The sequence below is a fragment of the Pantoea sp. ARC270 genome (genome assembly GCF_003236725.1).
Lineage (GTDB): Bacteria > Pseudomonadota > Gammaproteobacteria > Enterobacterales > Enterobacteriaceae > Pantoea > Pantoea anthophila.
In genome coordinates this window covers 12,621-30,865 of record NZ_PUGA01000003.1, presented here as the reverse complement: position 1 = coordinate 30,865, position 18,245 = coordinate 12,621, and the positions used below count along the sequence as shown (strand labels likewise).

The window sequence follows — 18,245 nt, the reverse complement described above, 5'->3', positions numbered from 1 at the left end:
AACAGGATGAAATGATGAGCCATTTAACCCGAGCACTCCAGGCCCTCTCCGGCAGCGCATATCAGTATGAACGCTTTACCGGTGCCCATACCCACACCCCGCACCTCGCCGATCTCCGGCAGAAATATCAGCGCAAACTTTTCGACAGTATTGATGACGTTTTAGAACGCTGCGAACTGCGTGATGGGATGACCGTCTCGTTTCATCACGCCTTTCGTGAAGGGGATAAGGTGATTAATTACGTCATGGACAAGCTGGCCGAAAAAGGCCTCAGAGGGCTGACGCTGGCCTCGAGTTCGTTAATGACCTGCAACGCGCCGCTGATCGAACACATTAAAGCGGGCGTCGTGACCAAAATCTACACCTCCGGCATGCGTGGTGAACTCGCCGAGGCGATTTCACATGGACTGATGGCGGAACCGGTAGAGATCCACTCGCATGGCGGCCGGGTTCATCTGATTGAGAAAGGGGAAATCAGCATCGATATCGCCTTTTTAGCGGTCTCCTGCTGCGACGAGTATGGCAATGCCAGCGGCAGCGGCGGTGCATCGCGCTGCGGTTCGCTGGGGTATGCGATGGTGGATGCCAGATATGCCAGAAAGGTGGTGCTGCTGACGGAAAGCATTGAGCCGTTTCCCCTGATGCCCGCCAGTCTGACCCAGGACCAGGTGGATTACATTGTCAGAATCGACAGCGTCGGCGATCCGGCAAAAATCAGTGTCGGTGCTGCCCGCGTCACCAGTAATCCGCGTGAACTGATGATTGCGCGCTCGGCTGCCGACGTGATTGAGCACTCCGGCTATTTCCGCGACGGCTTTTCGCTGCAAACCGGTTCGGGTGCCGCCTCGACAGCCTGCACCCGTTTCCTGGAATCACGCATGCGTAAACAGAACATTGTGGCCAGTTTTGCTCTGGGCGGCATTACCGGCACCCTTGTGGATCTGCATGAAAAGGGACTGATTAAAACACTGCTGGATACGCAGAGTTTCGATGAGGTTGCCGGCGCCTCGCTGGCGAAAAACCCGCATCACGTTGAAATCTCCACCAGCGTGTATGCCAACCCCTCCGCCAAAGCCGCCTGCTGCGATCGTGTCGATATTGTCATACTGAGCGCGCTGGAAATCGATACGAATTTCAATGTGAACGTGCTGACCGGTTCCGACGGCGTGATGCGCGGGGCATCCGGCGGCCATTGTGACGTGGCCGCCGCGGCGAATCTGACCATCGTGGTGGCTCCGCTGATCCGCAGCCGTATTCCGACCGTCGTTCGTCAGGTGACCACACGGGTGACACCGGGAGAGAGCGTCGATGTTCTGGTCACCGATCACGGGATTGCCGTCAATCCCGCCCGACAGGAGGTGAAGGCCCGCCTGATGGCCGCGGGTCTGCCGGTGGTCGATATCGACACGCTTTATCAGCGTGCGCTGCTCATCTCGGGCGAGCCAAAGCCCATTGCGTTTACCTCCCGCATCGTCGGCGTGGTGCGCTATCGCGATGGCAGCGTCATCGACGTGGTCAGGCAGGTGAAAGCGTGAACCGTGTTGTGGCCCCGGCATCGTGCAGGCGTCTGGCGCTTGACGATGTGCTGAACGCCAGAGAGGCGCGCGCGCGTCGGCAGCAGGCGTGGCTGTGCCAGTATGGGCAGCCGGTGATTTCAGCCACGCTCGTCTGGCCGGGGGAGGTCAAAGATACCCCGCTTGCCCGGCAGGTCATGGCTGAGGCGAAAGAGGCGATTAATCAGCGGCTGCAACAGCACCGATGGCGGATCGCCAGGCAGGAGGCGGCCTTTCCCGTCACCGGCCCGGAGGCGCTCTGGTCCGTGTCGTCACCCGCCTGGATGATCAAGCATGTCATGGCCGATCTGGAGGATAACCACCCTCTTGGGCGTTTGTGGGACATTGATGTCTTTTGTCCCACTGCGGGCCTGATCAAGCGCAGTGCGATACATCAGCCGATGCGCAGATGCTTTCTCTGTCATGAACCCGCCCACGTCTGCTCCCGTATGCGCCGCCATGCCCAGGATGAACTGGCGCAGAGAATTGAGGAGATAACCTATGACTATTTCAGCGATCAGCGTTCAGCCTGAGCACGCCGGGGATATCGCCTGGCTGGCCGCAGAGGCGATGGTCAAAGAGGTGAAGCTGACCCCTAAGCCGGGGCTGGTGGATCGCCGGAATAATGGGGCGCATAGCGACATGAATTTCATGCACTTTATGGCCAGTATTCGCGCCGTCTCACCCTGGTTTCCCCGTTTTTATGCCCAGGGGGTTGCCACCGCCGGTTTGCCCGCTTCCCAGACGTTACGGGCAATCAGACCCACGGGGCTGGCCTGTGAGCAGGCGATGTTTAAGGCCACGGGAGGCATCAACACCCATAAAGGCGGAATTTTCTCTCTGGGACTGCTGTGCGCTGCCGCAGGCCGGCTCGCTAAAAACGCGATAAGGCTCAGCCAGCACAGCCTCTGTCGGGAAATCCGCGCGATGTGCGCAGGTCTGGTCGGCAACGAACTCAGCAACCCCGGTCAGGCAAAAACCCAAGGCGAACAGATTTTTCAGGCGTTCGGATTAACCGGCGCGCGCGGTGAGGCGGAGAAGGGCTTTGACACCGTCAGGCGATATGGTCTGCCGCAGTGGGAAAACGTCCTGCGTGCGGGGGGATCGGAAGAGGAGGCCCTGCTCAGGATGCTGCTGGCTTTAATCGCCGCCAATCCCGACACCAATCTGGTTTCGCGGGGCGGTATGCGGGGACTGAACTATGCCCGGCGCTACGCCACCCGGCTCCTGAAAATCAGGGATCTCTCCGGTGAAACGCTCACAAAGGCGCTGAGACATATGGATAACGCCTTCATTCAGAAAAATATCAGTCCGGGAGGCAGCGCAGATCTTCTGGCGGTGGGGTGGCTCCTTTCCCATTATCCGGCGTCATGAAACCGCATGAACAGGGCGAGGAAAAAAGAATGATGACGCAACGGCTGCACCAGCTGAGCGAGCGGTTCACGGTGATTCTGGTGCCGGGGGTACGCGACAGTGATGAAGGTCACTGGCAAAGCTGCTGGCATCGGCGTTTTCCTCACTGGAAACGGATACGTCAGCGAAACTGGCTGGCGCCCGATATTGATGGCTGGATCACAGCGATACGCCGGGAGCGTTTATGTGGCCAGCGCCCGGCGATTCTGGTCGGACACAGTTTTGGCGCGCTCGCCGCCTGCCGTCTGGTTCAGACGCAGACGCTGCCCGTGGCCGGCATCATGCTGGTTGCGCCCGCAGAGCCCGCGCTGTTCGGACTGGAGGAGCAGGTGCTGCCGGAAAAACTGCCCGTTCCCGGCGTGATGTTTGTCAGCCACAACGACCCCCTCATGCCATTTAAACGCGCCCGGTTCTGGGCGGAATGCTGGGGTGCACACCTTATCGATCTGGGTGACGCCGGGCACATTAATAGCGCGGCCGGCTTTGGGGAGTGGGAATTTGGCCTGGCGCAACTGGCCGCATTTGGCGAAGGCCTTGAGACCGATAATTAAAAGCAGAATTACGCACACTCTTTACTTCACGCAATTCAGACAGGTGATGTCTGTTTCGGAGAAACTATGTCAGACAGCTACAGTAAGCATGTACAGGAACGTGCTTTAAAAAATCTTCCTCCTGAGCCGCTTAATGCCGGGCAAACCCGCGCGTTAATTGATGCGCTGATATGTGCAGAGGGTGACGATAAAAACAGGCTCCTGGAGCGGTTAGCCCATTGCGTTCCGCCCGGCGTCGATCCGGCCGCCAGCGTTAAAGCGGATTTTCTTTATCAGCAGATTAAAACCGGTGACCAGGCGGGCATCATTCCGCCTCAGCAGGCGATTGAACTGCTGGGCACCATGCAGGGTGGATACAATATTCAGCCGCTGATCGATCTGCTGGACGACCCCCAATGGGCGAGTTGTGCGGCGCAACAGCTGAGTCACACCCTGCTTATTTTTGAAAAATTTAACGATGTGGCTGAAAAAGCGCAGCAGGGGAATCACTCTGCACAGGCGGTGATGCAGTCATGGGCGCGGGGCGAATGGTTTACACGCCGCCCGGCACTCCCGGAGACGATGACGCTCAACGTCTTCCGTGTCACCGGTGAAACCAATACCGATGACCTGTCTCCCGCGCCTGAGGCATGGTCACGTCCCGATATTCCGCTGCATGCGCTCTCTATGCTGAGCCATCCGCGCGAGGGGGTGGAGCCGGATGAGCCTGGCAGCCGGGGGCCGATGACGCAGCTGGCAACACTGAAGCAGCAGGGCTATCCACTGGTCTACGTCGGGGATGTGGTGGGAACCGGCTCGTCGCGAAAATCGGCCACCAATTCGCTTCTGTGGCATATCGGCAGGGATATCCCCTGGGTGCCCAATAAACGCAACGGCGGCGTGGTGTTTGGCGGAAAAATTGCCCCCATCTTTTTCAACACGCTTGAGGACTCGGGCGCACTGCCTGTCGAAATGGACGTCTCCGGCCTGAAGACGGGCATGCTGATCGACCTTTATCCTTACCGGGGCGAAGTGCGCGACCACGCCAGCCAGCAGCTGATCACCCGATTCACGCTGAAAACGGCGGTGCTGCCTGATGAAGTGCGTGCGGGCGGGCGTATTCCGCTGATCATTGGCCGAAGCCTGACGGCCAGAGCACGGGAGTGGCTGGGACTGCCGCCTTCCGACCTCTTCCGGCAGCCTGAAGCCCCCGCACCGTCCACGGCAGGTTTTACCCTGGCGCAAAAAATAGTGGGAAGAGCCTGTGGTGTGGCGGGCGTGCGGCCCGGCCAGTATTGCGAACCTAAAATCACCACGGTCGGTTCGCAGGATACCACCGGCGGCATGACGCGCGATGAGCTGACCGATCTCGCCTGCCTGCGCTTTTCCACCGACCTGTTCATGCAATCGTTCTGTCACACGTCGGCGTACCCTAAACCGGTTGATGTGAAGCTGCATGAGACACTGCCAGAGTTTATCAGCCAGCGGAATGGCGTCGCGCTCAGACCCGGCGATGGCATCATTCACTCCTGGCTTAATCGCATGCTGATCCCCGATACGGTCGGCACCGGCGCAGACTCTCACACCCGTTTCCCATTAGGGATCTCGTTTCCGGGCGGCTCCGGTCTGGTCGCTTTTGCCGCAGCAACCGGCATTATGCCGCTGGACATGCCGGAGTCGGTGCTGGTGCGTTTCACCGGCGACATGCAGAAAGGGATCACCCTGCGTGACCTGGTTCACGCCATCCCGCTTTATGCCATCCGACAGGGATTGCTGACGGTAGAGAAGAAAAACAAGATCAACATTTTCTCCGGCCGGATTCTGGAAATCGAAGGGCTGAGCAGCCTGAAAGCCGAACAGGCTTTCGAACTGGCGGATGCGTCGGCTGAACGCTCTGCGGCGGCCTGTGTGTTGCGTCTGGAAGAGGAGAATGTGGCGGAGTTTCTGCGTTCGGATATTGCGCTGCTGCGCTGGATGATAGAGCAGGGCTATCAGCACGCCGGGACCCTGGCGCGACGGATTGCAGAGATGGAGGCCTGGCTGGCTAACCCGTCGCTGCTGGTGGCCGACCAGGATGCTGAGTATGCGGCCATAATCGAGATAGACCTCACAGAAATCACCGAACCCATTGTCTGTGCGCCGGATGATCCGGATGATGCCCGCCTGTTGTCAGAGGTGGCCGGTTCGCCAGTTGAGGAGGTGTTCATTGGCTCCTGCATGACCAATATTGGCCATTTTCGTGCGGTCGGTAAACTCCTGTCGGACGTGAAGGATCTGCCTGCCAGGCTCTGGCTGGCGCCGCCAACGAAAATGGATGCGCAGCAGCTCTCCCGCGAAGGCTACTTTAACCGGTTTATTCAGGCGGGTGCCCGAATCGAACCTGCTGGCTGTTCTCTCTGTATGGGGAATCAGGCCCGGGTGCGGCAGGGGAGCCATGCTGTTTCAACCTCGACCCGTAACTTCCCGCATCGCCTGGGAACGGATGCCCGTGTTTTTCTGGCGTCGGCTGAACTGAGCGCGGTGGCGGCGATGATGGGTAAAATGCCGACGGTGGAGCAGTATCTTCGGCAGATCGAGAAGATTCACCCGCATCACGACGAGACGTATCGCTATCTTAATTTCGACCAGTTACCGCACTATCGGTCTGCGCACGATGAAAAGAGGGTAATTAAAACGTTTGCCGGGCAGAACCTGTAATCCGTGACGTTTAATCTAAGCGTGTGAGCCGCATCCGGGCAGACAGCAGAGGCAGAGTGTGACGTTTCTGTTGTTCCGGGTGCGGCACACAGGGAGGTGTATGTTGACCGCAAAAACCACAAAAATAGCGTTGCTCATTTTTATCCTTCTCTTATCCCTCGTTTTGCCGCCGCCCACAGGGTTAACCCGGGAGGCCGCGATACTGGCCGGGATTTATCTCGCGGCGATTGTCGGGTTGATCAGCAAGCCTTACCCTGAACCGGTCGTCATGCTGGTCGCCGTGGCGCTCTCCTGTCTTGCCATCGCCCGGTTTGACGACTCTCCGGTGAAATCGCTGGATGTGCTGAGCGGCTATGCCTCCGGTACAACGTGGCTGGTGTTCAGCGCCTTTACATTGAGTGCAGCCTTTGTGACCACCGGACTGGGCCGGCGTCTGGCGTACGGGTTTATCCTGAAATTTGGCTCGACCACATTGCGACTCGGCTATGTCACCGCACTGCTGGACGTCATTCTGGCACCAGCGACGCCCTCTAACACCGCCCGCGCCGGCGGGGTCGTCTTTCCCATCATCAACAGCATCGCGCTGGTCTTAGGCTCCACGCCAGGCGAGACGCCGCGTAAAGCCGGGCGGTTTCTGATGGTGAATGTTTACATGGTCACCAAAACCACCAGCTACATGTTTCTTACCGCTTTCGCGGGCAATGCCTTAGCCCTCCAGTTAATTTCTGACATTTTTCACATTCAGATTAGCTGGGGTGGCTGGGCGCTGGCTGGCGTGCCGCTGGGGCTGCTGATGCTGGCGCTGATCCCCTTCCTGACCTATAAAATCGTGCGTCCGGAATTAAAAAAATTAGATAACGTTCACATCGCCACGGCCGGTCTGCAGGCGCTGGGGCCAATGAGTCCGAAAGAGAAAGGGCTTATCGTGGTGTTTATCGCCGCTCTGCTGGGATGGATCTTTTCCCGCCATCTGGGGTTAAACGAATCGGCGGTTGCCGTTATGGCGATGGTGGCTGCCCTGATCTTTAACATCATCAGCTGGAATGATGTGCTGCAGAATAAGGGGGGCTGGAATACCCTGATCTGGTATGGCGGCATTATCGGACTCAGCACGACGTTAAGCAAAGAGGGCATTTTTCACTGGCTGGCAGAGGTGATGTCGGTACACCTGAACTTTCTGGGGCCGGATAACAGCACGATTATCATCATTGTCCTGCTGAGCCTGGCGGTACGCTATCTGTTCGCCTCAGGTGGTGCCTATGTGGCCGCGATGGTGCCGGTGTTAGCCACGGTGGGACTGGTCACCGGCGCGGCACCCGTCCTGCTTGCGCTGGCGATCCTCTTTTCTAACTCCTATGGCGGTAGCCTGACGCACTATGGCGGCGCGGCAGGCCCGATTATCTTTGCCGCGGGCTACAACGATATTAAATCGTGGTGGATCACGGGAACGGTGATTACCCTGTTAACCTTTATCCTGCATATGCTCATCGGCCTTCCCTGGTGGAGCTTCCTTTTGCAGCACGGACTGCTGTAAACACGGTCAGGGCTTTGCTGGCTGACACCGCGCCGGGTCAGCCCTCGCTCTGCATGGCACGTTATTTTGCCACAGGGAGATCCTGATAACGGGTGGTGTAGGCGGGTGACAACATTTCCCGCTTCATCGCCCAGGGCTTCTGGACGCCCTGACCGGCAAACCATAACTTCGCTTTTCCGCTCTGATTAATGCCATCGACCACGCGCATCAGCGCTTCACTGCCAGGGCGGGGCTGAAACTCATCGAAAAGATTAAGTTGCGTCACGCCCTGATTAAAAAAGTCCCCCAGCATAACGCCTGCCTTCATATAGCGGCAGCCATCCAGCCAGATACGATCCAGCGCTTCGGCGGCCACGCGTATAATGTCGCGGGTATCGTTAGTCGGGATAGGTAACTGCGCCATAGCCTGATTACCATAAAAACCCTCTCCTTCAGCATGCGGACTGGTGCGGATAAACACGGCGACCTGCCGACAGAACTGCCGCTCCTCACGCAGTTTTTCCGCCGCTCTGACGGCATAGTTACACACGGCTTCCCGCATATCAGCATACGCTGTGATGCGTCCTGAAAAAGAGCGTGAGCAGATGATCTGCTGTTTCGCAGGCGAGAAGGTCTCCAGTTCCAGGCAGGGTTCGCCGCGCAACTCCCTGACCGTTCGCTCCAGCACCACGTTGAAATGTTTGCGAATAACCCAGGTACTCTGTTCCGATAAGTCTTTTGCCGTGATGATGCCCATGGCATTCAGTTTCCTGCTGAGACGTCTTCCCACACCCCAGACATCTTCAACCGGGATCAGGGCCATCAGCTTTTTCTGGCGATCCACATTAGAGAGGTCAACCACACCACGGGTTTTTGACCATTTTTTTGCGGCGTGATTCGCCAGTTTGGCCAGAGTTTTGGTCTGTGCAATGCCGACACCGACGGTAAGATGGGTATCCTGTTTGATGCGTGCACGGATCTCGTGCCCGACTTCTTCCAGAACGCGACAGTGGCGAACGCCGGTGAGGTCGACAAACGCTTCATCAATGGAGTAGATCTCAACGGCTGGCGAGATTGCTTCCAGCGTGGTCATGATCCGGTTACTCATATCAGCGTAAAGCGTGTAATTTGAACTGAAAACGTGGACGTTGAGCCGCTGCAAATCCTCTTTGATTTTGAAATAGGGTGCCCCCATTTTGATCCCCAACTGCTTTGCCTCGGCCGAGCGGGAGATAATACATCCATCATTATTACTCAGGATGCAGACGGGCTTGCCTCTCAGGTCGGGCCTGAAAACGGTTTCGCATGAGGCGTAGAAGGAGTTGACATCAACCAGGGCGAACATCAGCGATCGGCCCTGTTTAGCGAACTGTTAATCAGGAAGTGGCTGGCCAGCCGATAGCCAGCAGGGGCAGTGACATCGGCATGAGCGCGCGGTTGAGATGTCACGGGTCTGAAAAGGGGCATAAAGGTATCTTTGCGGGTGCTGTATATAAATACAGTAGTGCTGATCAGCGATGCTGGTCAAGTCACGCCATACCGATTCTTTTTAACTTTATGTTATGAAAGCGCTTTTTATTGTTCGTGCGGCAGGTACGTGAAGGGGCTGCGGCATATCCCAGCCGGCACCGCACAATGTTCAGCTCCTCGTCAGATAAAGGATGCAGGCTGCGTTAGCGCGACGCTTAATGCGCGTAGTGTACTTATCACTGCTGCCTGCGCTAGAATCCCCGGTTGATTTGACCGAAATGCACCTCTTCAGGCCGGTAATAATGATCACGACAGCGACAACGCAAAAAAGCAGAGAGCGGGGACGGCCCAGAGAGTTCGATATCGAGCAGGCTCTGGATCACGCGATGATCGTTTTCCGGCAAAAGGGGTACCATGCAGCCTCCATCGGCGATCTGAGTGAGGCGATGAACCTCTCTGCAGGCAGTATCTATAAGGCGTTCAAAGATAAACGCTCACTGTTTCTGCTGGTCTTCGAGCGCTATCTGCTGCTGCGCAATGCCGATCTGCGCCGTCGTCTGGCCCCCTGCGTGAGCGGGCGGGAGAAGATCACCGAGCTGTTACAGTTCTATCTGGATTCGGCGCGGGCGACGGAGGGACGGCGTGGCTGTCTGGTTGTCGCCAGTGCCATTGCGTTGCAGACAATGGATGAGGCGCTGGCGCAGCGCATCAATGAAGTTGTGCAGCGTAATCAGCGCTTCCTGGTTTCACTGCTGGAGCTGGGGCAACGGGATGGCTCTATCGATAACACGCTGGACAGTGAAGCGGCAGCGGGCCTGATTCTCTGCATTGCGTTTGGTATGCGGGTGACAGGCAAGGTGGGCGATATGGTCAATGAGCAGCAGACGCTGGCACTGGCATTGAAGGTGCTGGGGTAACAGCGAGCCCGCTGTGTGACGCGACACCGCCCGGAGCATGTCCGGCACGCGGGGGACTGAAACGCCCCCGACGATTAACGGCCGAACAGCAGGCTGATGAGCGCGTGATAGTGGCGCTCTTCTTCCTGTGAAGACGCTGTTTCAAGGCGGCGCAGCAGTTTGGTGCAGATCGATTTGCGATTCACGTTCTGACCGGCATTCAGAATTTCCACCACCACCTGTCCCAGCGTCTCTTGCTGTGAAGGCAGGCTTGCCGCATTAAAATAACGGGCAATGTCGTCTGCCGTTTGTGGCAGTCTCTGGTTCGGGTACATGGGTCGTTTCCTGGCGGATAGTTCAGCATCTAACGAATAGGTACAAAGTTATACAATATGGTCTGTGTTGTACAGCTATTTCGCCAGAAATCGCCTGATTTTTATTCAGCACGGCTGCGCTGACAGTGGCAGGGTAAAAAACAGGATGAGCGGAGTCTGCGCAGGGTGCAAAACCAGCAGGCGGGCGCAGACTGACAGCACCCGACAGCCTGGCCTGCAGCATAGCTAGCGGTAATCTTTCAGGAAAACCGGTGCCTGTCCGGTCTCAACCAGCCAGTTAAGTTCGGCGCGGTCGCGCGATGCGGCTTCGGTGAAACTTTTGAGCCAGTTTCGCGCATCGGCAATCTGGGCGACGCGTTCATCACTGCGCTCATGCTCGGCCATTTCACCCAGCTGGCGAATCAGTGAAACGAGCGTGATTTCCTGCTCTGTAAAAGCCAGATTAATTGCCGCTTCACCAAGAATCATATGACCGACGTTTTTGTCATAATACACCATATGTCATCTCCTGATTAATGAGCCATACGCCAGTTTAGTTAAAGGCGTCTCTGACTAAAAGAGCAGAAATAGCAGGTCAAAACGATCGGTCTTTTCCCAAAATAAACGGCACCTCAAAGCGAAGCGCTAACCTGTTAATATTCCAGCATAAAAAATTTCAGACACCTCTGTTCATAAAATAACTGAGCGATTTTGACGATTAAACAGAGAGGGAGATGCCTGAAATTCAGATAAGCCAGCGACTCTGGCCAGGCACAGGGTCACATTAAAGCGCGCCTGTTTCAGCAACAGAGAAAGGAGAAGGGGTTTATAAAAAGAGGCGGACGACTGACAGTCAGAATAAAGCCGCCCGAAGGCGGCTTTATTCCACAGAGAGCGTTATTTATTCGGTACTTCGGAAACCGCTTTAACGTCGGCTTTATTAATCTGTTGCTTCACGCCGTTTGCATCGGTGTAAGCCAGCAGGCCTGCATCAGATTCTGACGGTTTGCCATCACTAATAATGGTGCGTCCATCGTTAGTCTGAATCGCATAGCTGGTGCGGGTGCAGCCAGTTAATACAGTCATACCAATCAATGCGGCGAGCGGTAAAATCAGCGCTTTTTTCATCTTATTCACCTTATATTAGTTATCGAGTTCACTCATATTGCTGATCTCATTGCGATTGATTTGCTCAGTTTTTCCTGTCTGAGCATCGCGATAAGAAACCAGACCGGTATCTGAATCAATCTGCGGTTTGCCATCAGTCACAATGGTGCGGCCATCAGTGGTCTTAATCGATTGATTGGAAGAGCAGCCTGCCAGTGTGCCTAAAGAGAGAGCCAGCAATGCGATAGCTGACAGGGATTTCATTTTCATTTTTTGTTCTCCATGAATTCATATCCAGACGTTTACAGCATAGACGCCTTTATAAATTCTGCTGGCCCTGACCCGCTCCGTTGCGTTTTTTTTAAGCAAAAACAGTGGCCGCTGTGATTATTTCCGACACTAAGTCCGGGAAATAGCATTTATTGCAACTTTATATTGTCGGCACGGACATTTTGCGCTGCTGACCTCCCGTCACAATAAGCACAAAGCCAAAGGCGAAAATAAGATCGGAGATAAGGGCCGCTATTTTGTTAATGCCCGGACCGTCAGCAGGAGAATAGATCGCAGCGCGGAACGCGGGCGCCGGGGAAAGCTCTCCTGCAGAGGAGGATGAGTGGCCCGAAGCCGGTGCGATCCCGGGCCAGAGAGAGGCTATCAGAGGACAGAGTCTTCGCCCGCTTTGGCGGCCGCTTTTTCCGCCTTCATGGCGCTGACCGGATCGGAGGCGCTCAGCCAGCGGTCAAACTTCTGGTAGGTGTCGATAAAGGTCTTAAAGTAACTGCTGGCAATGGTGGCATTCTCTTTGTGATTCATAAACGCCACGGCCAGCTTGAATGCATCTTCGTTATCAAATTTCATGTTGGTTTCCCTCGCTTAAGATGCATAGAGCGTAGCCTGATAACGTGACCTCTGCATTCAGACAACCGCCTGAAAAGCGACAATAATTCTCTCTGCCCGACACCATTCATCCGATTGGCGCGGATTCCCACTTACTTCACGCCAAATCCTTCTTATAATGCCAGCTTCACTTGTGAAGGGGACCCGCTTATGTCGAAAGGATTAATCGTTGCCGCTGTGCTGCTGCTGTCGGGTTGCAGCCTGTTGCATAAACAGCCGCCAGCGCCGCAGACGCTGCACTATCGCTGTGGGACGCTGCCGCTGACCGTGACGCTGGATGAGGGTCAGCAGCAGGTCAGTTTCATTATGGACGGCCAGCCGCTGACGCTGAAGCAGACCGTATCGGCGTCCGGTGCCCGTTACAGCGATGGCACCTATGTTTTCTGGTCTAAAGGCAACGGCGCATTTATTGAACGGAACGATAAAATTGTCGTGAACGATTGTGAGCTGCAACCTGCCAGCTGACTCTTTATCTGAAAAGGCGAGCATTATGAGCGACAGCGAAACGCTACACACCATTGCCCATCTGCGGCGTGAATATACCCGCGGCGGATTACGCCGGAAGGATCTGCCGGACGATCCCGTCGTCCTGTTTGAACAGTGGCTGAGCCAGGCCTGCGAGGCAAAACTGCCCGATCCGACGGCCATGACCGTCGCAACCGTGGATGAACAGGGCCAGCCGTGGCAGCGTATCGTGCTGCTGAAGCACTTCGATGCGCAGGGCATGGTGTTCTATACCAACCTCGGCAGCCGCAAGGCGTTACAGCTGGCAAACAATCCGCGCATCTGCCTGCACTTCCCGTGGCACTACCTGGAGCGTCAGGTGATGGTGCTGGGCGAAGTGGAAAAACTCTCGCCGCTGGAGGTGCTGAAATATTTCCACAGTCGTCCGCGTGACAGTCAGATCGGGGCCTGGGTGTCGAAGCAGTCGAGCCGTATTTCGGCGCGCGGCATTCTGGAAGGGAAGTTCCTTGAGCTGAAGCAGAAGTTCCAGCAGGGCGACGTGCCACTGCCCAGTTTCTGGGGCGGCTATCGGGTGAAATTTCATACGCTGGAGTTCTGGCAGGGGGGCGAACATCGCCTGCACGATCGTTTCATCTACCAGCGCGATCACGATGGCTGGAAAATCGACCGTCTGGCACCCTGAATCTGTACGATTCCCCCCTATCAGCGCTGGCACAGAGAGCGTCAGCGCTTTATGCTATAGCCCTGATTTTTTTCGATTCCGCATCCCGGCGGAAAGCTGTGTACCAGCCTAGGTGCAGTCTGATCAATTTGGAGTCAGTAATGACCAGCAGTAACCTGATACAACAATTGCAGGAGAGGGGCCTTATCGCCCAGGTGACGGATGAAGAGGCGCTGACAGAGAAACTGGCGCAGGGGCCAATTTCGCTCTATTGCGGCTTTGACCCCACAGCCGACAGCTTGCATTTGGGCCATCTGGTACCGCTGCTCTGCCTGAAGCGTTTTCAGGATGCCGGCCACAAGCCGGTGGCACTGGTCGGTGGCGCAACCGGCCTGATTGGCGACCCGAGCTTCAAAGCCGCAGAGCGTAAACTTAATACCAGCGAAACCGTCGGTGAATGGGTTGAAAAGATCCGCCAGCAGGTGGCTCCCTTCCTCGACTTCGATTGCGGCAGCAACAGCGCAATCGCCGCCAATAACTACGACTGGTTTGGCAGCATGAACGTGCTGACCTTCCTGCGTGATATCGGCAAGCACTTCTCCGTCAATCAGATGATCAACAAAGAAGCGGTGAAGCAGCGTCTGAACCGTGACGATCAGGGCATCTCCTTTACCGAGTTCTCTTACAATCTGCTGCAGGGCTATGACTTTGCCTGCCTGAATGAGCGCCACGGCGTCTCGCTGCAGATTGGCGGATCGGATCAGTGGGGTAACATCACCTCCGGTATCGACCTGACCCGTCGTCTGCATCAGAACCAGGTGTTTGGCCTGACCGTGCCGCTGATCACCAAATCTGACGGCACCAAGTTCGGTAAAACCGAAGGCGGCGCAGTCTGGCTGGATGCGAAGAAGACCAGTCCGTACAAGTTCTATCAGTTCTGGATCAACACCGCGGACGCAGATGTCTATCGCTTCCTGAAGTTCTTCACCTTCATGAGCATTGAAGAGATCAACGCGCTGGAAGAAGAGGACAAAAACAGCGGCACCGCGCCACGTGCGCAGTATGTGCTGGCTGAGCAGGTCACGCGTCTGGTGCATGGCGAAGCGGGTCTGTCGGCGGCGAAACGCATCACGGCCAGCCTTTTCTCCGGCGCCGTGAGCGATATGACCGAAGCGGATTTCGAGCAGCTGGCGCAGGATGGCATGCCAACTATCACCCTGAGCGCTGAAGACGATCTGCAGCAGGCGCTGGTGAAAGCAGAGCTGGTGCCGTCACGCGGTCAGGCACGCACCATGATTGGCTCCAACGCCGTCTCTCTGAACGGTGAAAAGCAGTCTGACGCGGAATACCGCTTCAGCGACAGTGACAAACTGTTTAACCGCTTCACGCTGCTGCGTCGCGGTAAGAAACATTACTGCCTGATTAACTGGCAGTAAGATTTCAGGGCCGGTCTCCGGCCCTTTTTTATGGCAAGGCAGGACAGGGCAAACAAGTGAAAAATATTTTAGCGATTCAGTCGCACGTTGTTTTTGGTCACGCCGGGAATGCGGCGGCTGAGTTTCCGATGCGCCGCCTGGGTGCAAACGTCTGGCCGCTGAATACCGTGCAGTTTTCCAACCATACGCAATATGGCCACTGGACCGGCACGGTGATGCCAGCAACGCACTTAACCGACATCGTGAAAGGCATTGCGGACATCGACCGTCTGAAGACCTGTGACGCGGTGCTGAGCGGCTATCTGGGCTCGGCGGAGCAGGGCGAGCAGATTCTGGAGATTGTCCGTCAGGTCAAAGCGGCCAACCCGAACGCCTGGTACTTCTGCGATCCGGTGATGGGCCATCCGGAGAAAGGCTGTATCGTCGCCCCGGGCGTGGCAGAGTTTCACTGCAAAATGGCAATGCCTGCCAGCGACATCATCGCGCCGAACCTGCTGGAGCTGGAGATGCTGAGCGAACGCACCGTCACCGATGTAGACGCGGCGGTGGACGCAGCACGGGCGCTGATCGCTCAGGGGCCGCGCGTGGTGCTGGTGAAACATCTGGCGCGTGCGGGGCGTCGCAGCGATCGCTTTGAGATGCTGCTGGTGACGGCAGAGGATGCCTGGCACATCAGCCGTCCGCTGGTGGACTTTGGCGTCCGTCAGCCGGTCGGGGTGGGGGATCTGACCAGCGGACTGCTGCTGGTTAATCTGCTGCACGGTAAATCGCTGCAGGATGCGCTGGAGCACGTCACCGCTGCGGTTTATGAGGTGATGCTGAAAACCCATCAGATGGGTGAGTATGAGCTGCAGCTGGTGGCGGCACAGGATGCCATCGCCCATCCTACCCAGCACTTCGCGGCTGAAAAGCTGTAACGCATCAGGGCCGGTCATCCGGCCCTGTTCACTCAGGCTAATCCTTCGGCCCTGAGTGCCGCCTGCACCGCAGGCCGCTCGGCAACCCGCTCAAACCACGCCTTCAGCGCCGTATACTCAGACAGATCCAGTCCCAGCGCGTTTGCCCAGCGCGTCACCACGAAGAGATACGCATCGGCCACGCTGATGTGCAGCCCCATCAGCCACTGTCTGTCACGCAGTGATTCATCGACAAAACGAAATTTTGCTTCCAGCTGGCTGCGGGTCTGCGCTTTTACCTCGTCAGAGTAACCCGGCCGGAACAGCGGCCCGAAACTTTTATGCAGCTCGCTGCCAACGTAGCTGAGCCACGCAACGGTCTGGTAGCGCGTCAGGCTGCCAACCGGTGCCAGCAGGTGGCGATCGGGTTTCAGATCCGCCAGGTACTGCACAATGGCGACACCTTCCGTCAGCACGGTGCCATCGCTGAGCTGCAGGGCGGGCACCTGACCTTTGGGATTGATCTGGCGAAAGTCGTCGCCGCGTTCGGTGAGCTTTGTAGCCAGATCAACGCTGACCTGGGTGAAGTCGAGCCCGCATTCGCGCATAACAATGTGAGGTGAGAGCGAACAGGCACCCGCTTTGCAAAACAGTTTCATAACCCGGTCTCCTTGTGGCAATGGGGTTACTGCATAGTAAATGCTCAGAGCAGAATTGCCAGTGACAGGGATCAGGGAATAATCAGGGGGAGACGTCAGCCATAAAAAAGCCGGGCAGAGCCCGGCTGAGAGATGACAGGGTGGCTGTCAGGCCTGCACATCCCGGGCTCTTGCTTCAGAGTCCTGCGTCATGCGGTTCAGCAGCGGCGCAGTAATCAGCATCAGCACGGCGATCACTGCCGTAGTAATACCAATCTCCTGGAACACACGGCTGTAGGTTGCCAGTGAAATCAGCGGATCGGTCACGTTTTCAGGCACAGCCATCAGGTTAGCGACTTTACCGGCAATCACCGCCGCACCGGCAGTGGTCAGGAACCAGGAGCCCATGATAAAGCCCATCAGACGCTGAGGCACCAGCTGCGCGACCATCGCCAGGCCGAGACCGGAGATCATCAGCTCACCGATACTCTGCAGCGCATAGCTCAGGATCAGCCAGTTAACAGAAACGATACCGGCATCGCTGGCAAACTTCGCGCCCAGCGGCAGCACCAGGAACGCGGCGGAGCAGAGCACCATACCAAAGGCAAATTTGTGCGGCATCGGCAGCTTATCGCCCAGCTTGTTGTAGAGCGACGCCAGCAGCGGGCTGGCCAGCATGATCCAGAACGGGTTCAGCGCCTGGAACTGCTCCGGGGCAAAGGTAATGCCGAAGATAGTGTGCTCAACGTTACGGATAGCGAAGAAGTTCAGAGAGGTCGGCATCTGCATGTAGAGCACGAAGAACAGAATCGCTTCAACCATCAGCAGGAAGGCCACGATCATCTTACGACGCGCCGCGCCCTGCAGCGCAAAGGCTTCTTTGGCAAACACCAGCACGATGCCCAGTGCAATCACCGCCAGCACCACGCGTGCAATCGCCTGGTGATGCAGCATCCAGTTTGCCAGTGCGACCAGCACCACGACGCCCACGAGGGTCATCAGCAGTTTACCGACCTGCAGCGGCGCAAAGTCCGGTTTAGAACCGTAATCTTTGACCATGCGTTTGCAGAACAGGAAGTTGAACAGGGTGATGACCAGACCGATGACGCAGAGGGAGAAAGCGACGCTGTAGCCATATTTTGCGGCTAACCACGGTGTCAGCATCATCGAGAACAGCGAACCGATGTTAATCGACATGTAGAACATGGTGAACGCACCGTCGAGACGCGGGTCATCTTTCTCATAGCAGGTCGAAAGCAGCGAAGAGGGATTCGCTTTAAACAGGCCGCTACCCACGGCGATGGTGGCCATACCGAGATAGACGATACTGACGTTGTGGCCGGAGAAGGCGACCAGCGCATAACCCAGCGCCAGCACCAGTACACCCAGTACGATAACGCGTTTGGTACCCAGCACCTTATCACCGAGCCAGCCGCCGATGGCGACCAGACCATAAACCAGCGCACTGAATGAAGAGAACAGGGTAATAGAGTCTGATTCAGACAATCCCAGCTGCTTCACCAGGTAAACCGCCATAATGGCCTGCAGGCCATAGAAGCCAAAACGTTCCCATAACTCAATCGAAAAGATTAAGTAGAACGCCTTTGGCTGTTTAAACGCATTGAGGCTGACAGCCTCATCAGTGTGTTTGTTTGCAGTTGACACTTGTACCTCAGTTTTGTCACATCCTGTTTCGGGACAGGAATTAAGTCTGCGTCATGTGAGTGTTCCATGCGCAAAATTGTTATCAGAAGGGAGG

General features: G+C 56.5%; 19 protein-coding genes. 11 read left to right on the top strand and 8 right to left on the bottom strand.

Annotation, left to right across the window (positions count from 1 at the left end; genetic code table 11):
- Window positions 1-14: 14 nt before the first annotated feature.
- The 6 genes from citF to CKF42_RS02330 all read left to right on the top strand — a co-directional run bounded on the left by citF (window position 15) and on the right by CKF42_RS02330 (window position 7,727).
- Window positions 15-1,535, top strand: coding sequence for a citrate lyase subunit alpha (citF, locus tag CKF42_RS02355; RefSeq protein ID WP_111207390.1), 1,521 nt, complete (start codon window positions 15-17; stop codon window positions 1,533-1,535).
- Complete coding sequence (gene citX / locus CKF42_RS02350; protein ID WP_111207389.1) at window positions 1,532-2,086, top strand: citrate lyase holo-[acyl-carrier protein] synthase; 555 nt, start codon at window positions 1,532-1,534, stop codon at window positions 2,084-2,086. Before citF ends, citX begins: the two co-directional genes overlap by 4 nt.
- Entirely contained in the window at window positions 2,055-2,927 is an 873-nt protein-coding gene (gene citG, locus CKF42_RS02345; RefSeq protein ID WP_111207388.1) for a triphosphoribosyl-dephospho-CoA synthase CitG, read from the top strand. Before citX ends, citG begins: the two co-directional genes overlap by 32 nt.
- Before the next feature lie 29 nt (window positions 2,928-2,956).
- Window positions 2,957-3,517 (top strand): alpha/beta hydrolase, encoded by a 561-nt coding sequence (locus CKF42_RS02340; RefSeq protein WP_111207473.1) that lies wholly within the window; start codon window positions 2,957-2,959, stop codon window positions 3,515-3,517.
- Window positions 3,518-3,583: 66 nt separating this feature from the next.
- Window positions 3,584-6,193 (top strand): bifunctional aconitate hydratase 2/2-methylisocitrate dehydratase, encoded by a 2,610-nt coding sequence (gene acnB / locus CKF42_RS02335; RefSeq protein WP_111207387.1) that lies wholly within the window; start codon window positions 3,584-3,586, stop codon window positions 6,191-6,193.
- Between the two features lie 100 nt (window positions 6,194-6,293).
- A complete protein-coding gene (locus tag CKF42_RS02330; protein ID WP_111207386.1) occupies window positions 6,294-7,727 on the top strand; it encodes an anion permease in 1,434 nt (477 codons plus the stop codon).
- Between the two features lie 61 nt (window positions 7,728-7,788).
- Here CKF42_RS02330 and umuC read toward each other — a convergent pair whose 3' ends face one another.
- Window positions 7,789-9,051, bottom strand: coding sequence for a translesion error-prone DNA polymerase V subunit UmuC (gene umuC, locus CKF42_RS02325; protein WP_111207385.1), 1,263 nt, complete (start codon window positions 9,049-9,051; stop codon window positions 7,789-7,791).
- A 427-nt stretch (window positions 9,052-9,478) separates the two neighbouring features.
- Here umuC and CKF42_RS02320 point away from each other — a divergent pair, with 427 nt between their 5' ends.
- Window positions 9,479-10,093 carry a TetR/AcrR family transcriptional regulator gene (locus CKF42_RS02320; RefSeq protein ID WP_058956544.1) on the top strand — a complete coding sequence of 205 codons (615 nt, stop codon included), beginning with the start codon at window positions 9,479-9,481 and terminating at the stop codon, window positions 10,091-10,093.
- 74 nt (window positions 10,094-10,167) lie between these two features.
- On the opposite strand, the gene ycgZ is transcribed toward CKF42_RS02320, so the two are convergent.
- The 5 genes from ycgZ to CKF42_RS02295 form a co-directional block, all read right to left on the bottom strand.
- Window positions 10,168-10,407, bottom strand: coding sequence for a regulatory protein YcgZ (gene ycgZ, locus CKF42_RS02315; RefSeq protein WP_009090377.1), 240 nt, complete (start codon window positions 10,405-10,407; stop codon window positions 10,168-10,170).
- 225 nt (window positions 10,408-10,632) lie between these two features.
- Window positions 10,633-10,905, bottom strand: coding sequence for a hypothetical protein (locus CKF42_RS02310; RefSeq protein ID WP_009090376.1), 273 nt, complete (start codon window positions 10,903-10,905; stop codon window positions 10,633-10,635).
- Between the two features lie 378 nt (window positions 10,906-11,283).
- Window positions 11,284-11,514 (bottom strand): YgdI/YgdR family lipoprotein, encoded by a 231-nt coding sequence (locus CKF42_RS02305; RefSeq protein ID WP_009090374.1) that lies wholly within the window; start codon window positions 11,512-11,514, stop codon window positions 11,284-11,286.
- A gap of 15 nt (window positions 11,515-11,529) precedes the next feature.
- Window positions 11,530-11,763 (bottom strand): YgdI/YgdR family lipoprotein, encoded by a 234-nt coding sequence (locus tag CKF42_RS02300; protein WP_009090372.1) that lies wholly within the window; start codon window positions 11,761-11,763, stop codon window positions 11,530-11,532.
- Window positions 11,764-12,147: 384 nt separating this feature from the next.
- Window positions 12,148-12,351, bottom strand: coding sequence for a hypothetical protein (locus tag CKF42_RS02295; protein ID WP_009090370.1), 204 nt, complete (start codon window positions 12,349-12,351; stop codon window positions 12,148-12,150).
- Between the two features lie 189 nt (window positions 12,352-12,540).
- Here CKF42_RS02295 and CKF42_RS02290 point away from each other — a divergent pair, with 189 nt between their 5' ends.
- From CKF42_RS02290 to pdxY, 4 genes are all read left to right on the top strand, one after another.
- Window positions 12,541-12,855 (top strand): MliC family protein, encoded by a 315-nt coding sequence (locus CKF42_RS02290; RefSeq protein WP_009090369.1) that lies wholly within the window; start codon window positions 12,541-12,543, stop codon window positions 12,853-12,855.
- Between the two features lie 25 nt (window positions 12,856-12,880).
- Window positions 12,881-13,537 (top strand): pyridoxamine 5'-phosphate oxidase, encoded by a 657-nt coding sequence (pdxH, locus tag CKF42_RS02285; protein WP_009090367.1) that lies wholly within the window; start codon window positions 12,881-12,883, stop codon window positions 13,535-13,537.
- Between the two features lie 140 nt (window positions 13,538-13,677).
- Window positions 13,678-14,952, top strand: coding sequence for a tyrosine--tRNA ligase (gene tyrS / locus CKF42_RS02280; RefSeq protein WP_009090365.1), 1,275 nt, complete (start codon window positions 13,678-13,680; stop codon window positions 14,950-14,952).
- 56 nt (window positions 14,953-15,008) lie between these two features.
- On the top strand, window positions 15,009-15,869 hold the full coding sequence (gene pdxY / locus CKF42_RS02275; RefSeq protein ID WP_009090363.1) for a pyridoxal kinase PdxY: 861 nt from the start codon (window positions 15,009-15,011) through the stop codon (window positions 15,867-15,869).
- Window positions 15,870-15,901: 32 nt separating this feature from the next.
- Here the strand turns inward: pdxY and gstA are convergent, their stop codons facing one another.
- Window positions 15,902-16,507: a glutathione transferase GstA gene (gene gstA / locus CKF42_RS02270; protein ID WP_111207384.1), complete on the bottom strand. Its 606-nt coding sequence runs from the start codon at window positions 16,505-16,507 to the stop codon at window positions 15,902-15,904.
- Between the two features lie 147 nt (window positions 16,508-16,654).
- Window positions 16,655-18,151 (bottom strand): dipeptide/tripeptide permease DtpA, encoded by a 1,497-nt coding sequence (dtpA, locus tag CKF42_RS02265; protein ID WP_111207383.1) that lies wholly within the window; start codon window positions 18,149-18,151, stop codon window positions 16,655-16,657.
- Window positions 18,152-18,245: the final 94 nt, after the last annotated feature.

What these genes read in the sequence shown, in the direction of transcription:
- ycgZ (WP_009090377.1), bottom strand. Translation starts at nt 10,407, where the DNA reads ATGTACCCGAACCAGAGACTGCCACAAACGGCAGACGACATTGCCCGT.
- CKF42_RS02310 (WP_009090376.1), bottom strand. Translation starts at nt 10,905, where the DNA reads ATGGTGTATTATGACAAAAACGTCGGTCATATGATTCTTGGTGAAGCG.
- tyrS (WP_009090365.1), top strand. Translation starts at nt 13,678, where the DNA reads ATGACCAGCAGTAACCTGATACAACAATTGCAGGAGAGGGGCCTTATC.
- acnB (WP_111207387.1), top strand. Translation starts at nt 3,584, where the DNA reads ATGTCAGACAGCTACAGTAAGCATGTACAGGAACGTGCTTTAAAAAAT.
- citG (WP_111207388.1), top strand. Translation starts at nt 2,055, where the DNA reads ATGACTATTTCAGCGATCAGCGTTCAGCCTGAGCACGCCGGGGATATC.
- CKF42_RS02330 (WP_111207386.1), top strand. Translation starts at nt 6,294, where the DNA reads ATGTTGACCGCAAAAACCACAAAAATAGCGTTGCTCATTTTTATCCTT.
- umuC (WP_111207385.1), bottom strand. Translation starts at nt 9,051, where the DNA reads ATGTTCGCCCTGGTTGATGTCAACTCCTTCTACGCCTCATGCGAAACC.
- CKF42_RS02290 (WP_009090369.1), top strand. Translation starts at nt 12,541, where the DNA reads ATGTCGAAAGGATTAATCGTTGCCGCTGTGCTGCTGCTGTCGGGTTGC.
- CKF42_RS02340 (WP_111207473.1), top strand. Translation starts at nt 2,957, where the DNA reads ATGATGACGCAACGGCTGCACCAGCTGAGCGAGCGGTTCACGGTGATT.
- CKF42_RS02320 (WP_058956544.1), top strand. Translation starts at nt 9,479, where the DNA reads ATGATCACGACAGCGACAACGCAAAAAAGCAGAGAGCGGGGACGGCCC.
- pdxH (WP_009090367.1), top strand. Translation starts at nt 12,881, where the DNA reads ATGAGCGACAGCGAAACGCTACACACCATTGCCCATCTGCGGCGTGAA.
- citF (WP_111207390.1), top strand. Translation starts at nt 15, where the DNA reads ATGAGCCATTTAACCCGAGCACTCCAGGCCCTCTCCGGCAGCGCATAT.
- CKF42_RS02295 (WP_009090370.1), bottom strand. Translation starts at nt 12,351, where the DNA reads ATGAAATTTGATAACGAAGATGCATTCAAGCTGGCCGTGGCGTTTATG.
- CKF42_RS02305 (WP_009090374.1), bottom strand. Translation starts at nt 11,514, where the DNA reads ATGAAAAAAGCGCTGATTTTACCGCTCGCCGCATTGATTGGTATGACT.
- gstA (WP_111207384.1), bottom strand. Translation starts at nt 16,507, where the DNA reads ATGAAACTGTTTTGCAAAGCGGGTGCCTGTTCGCTCTCACCTCACATT.
- CKF42_RS02300 (WP_009090372.1), bottom strand. Translation starts at nt 11,763, where the DNA reads ATGAAAATGAAATCCCTGTCAGCTATCGCATTGCTGGCTCTCTCTTTA.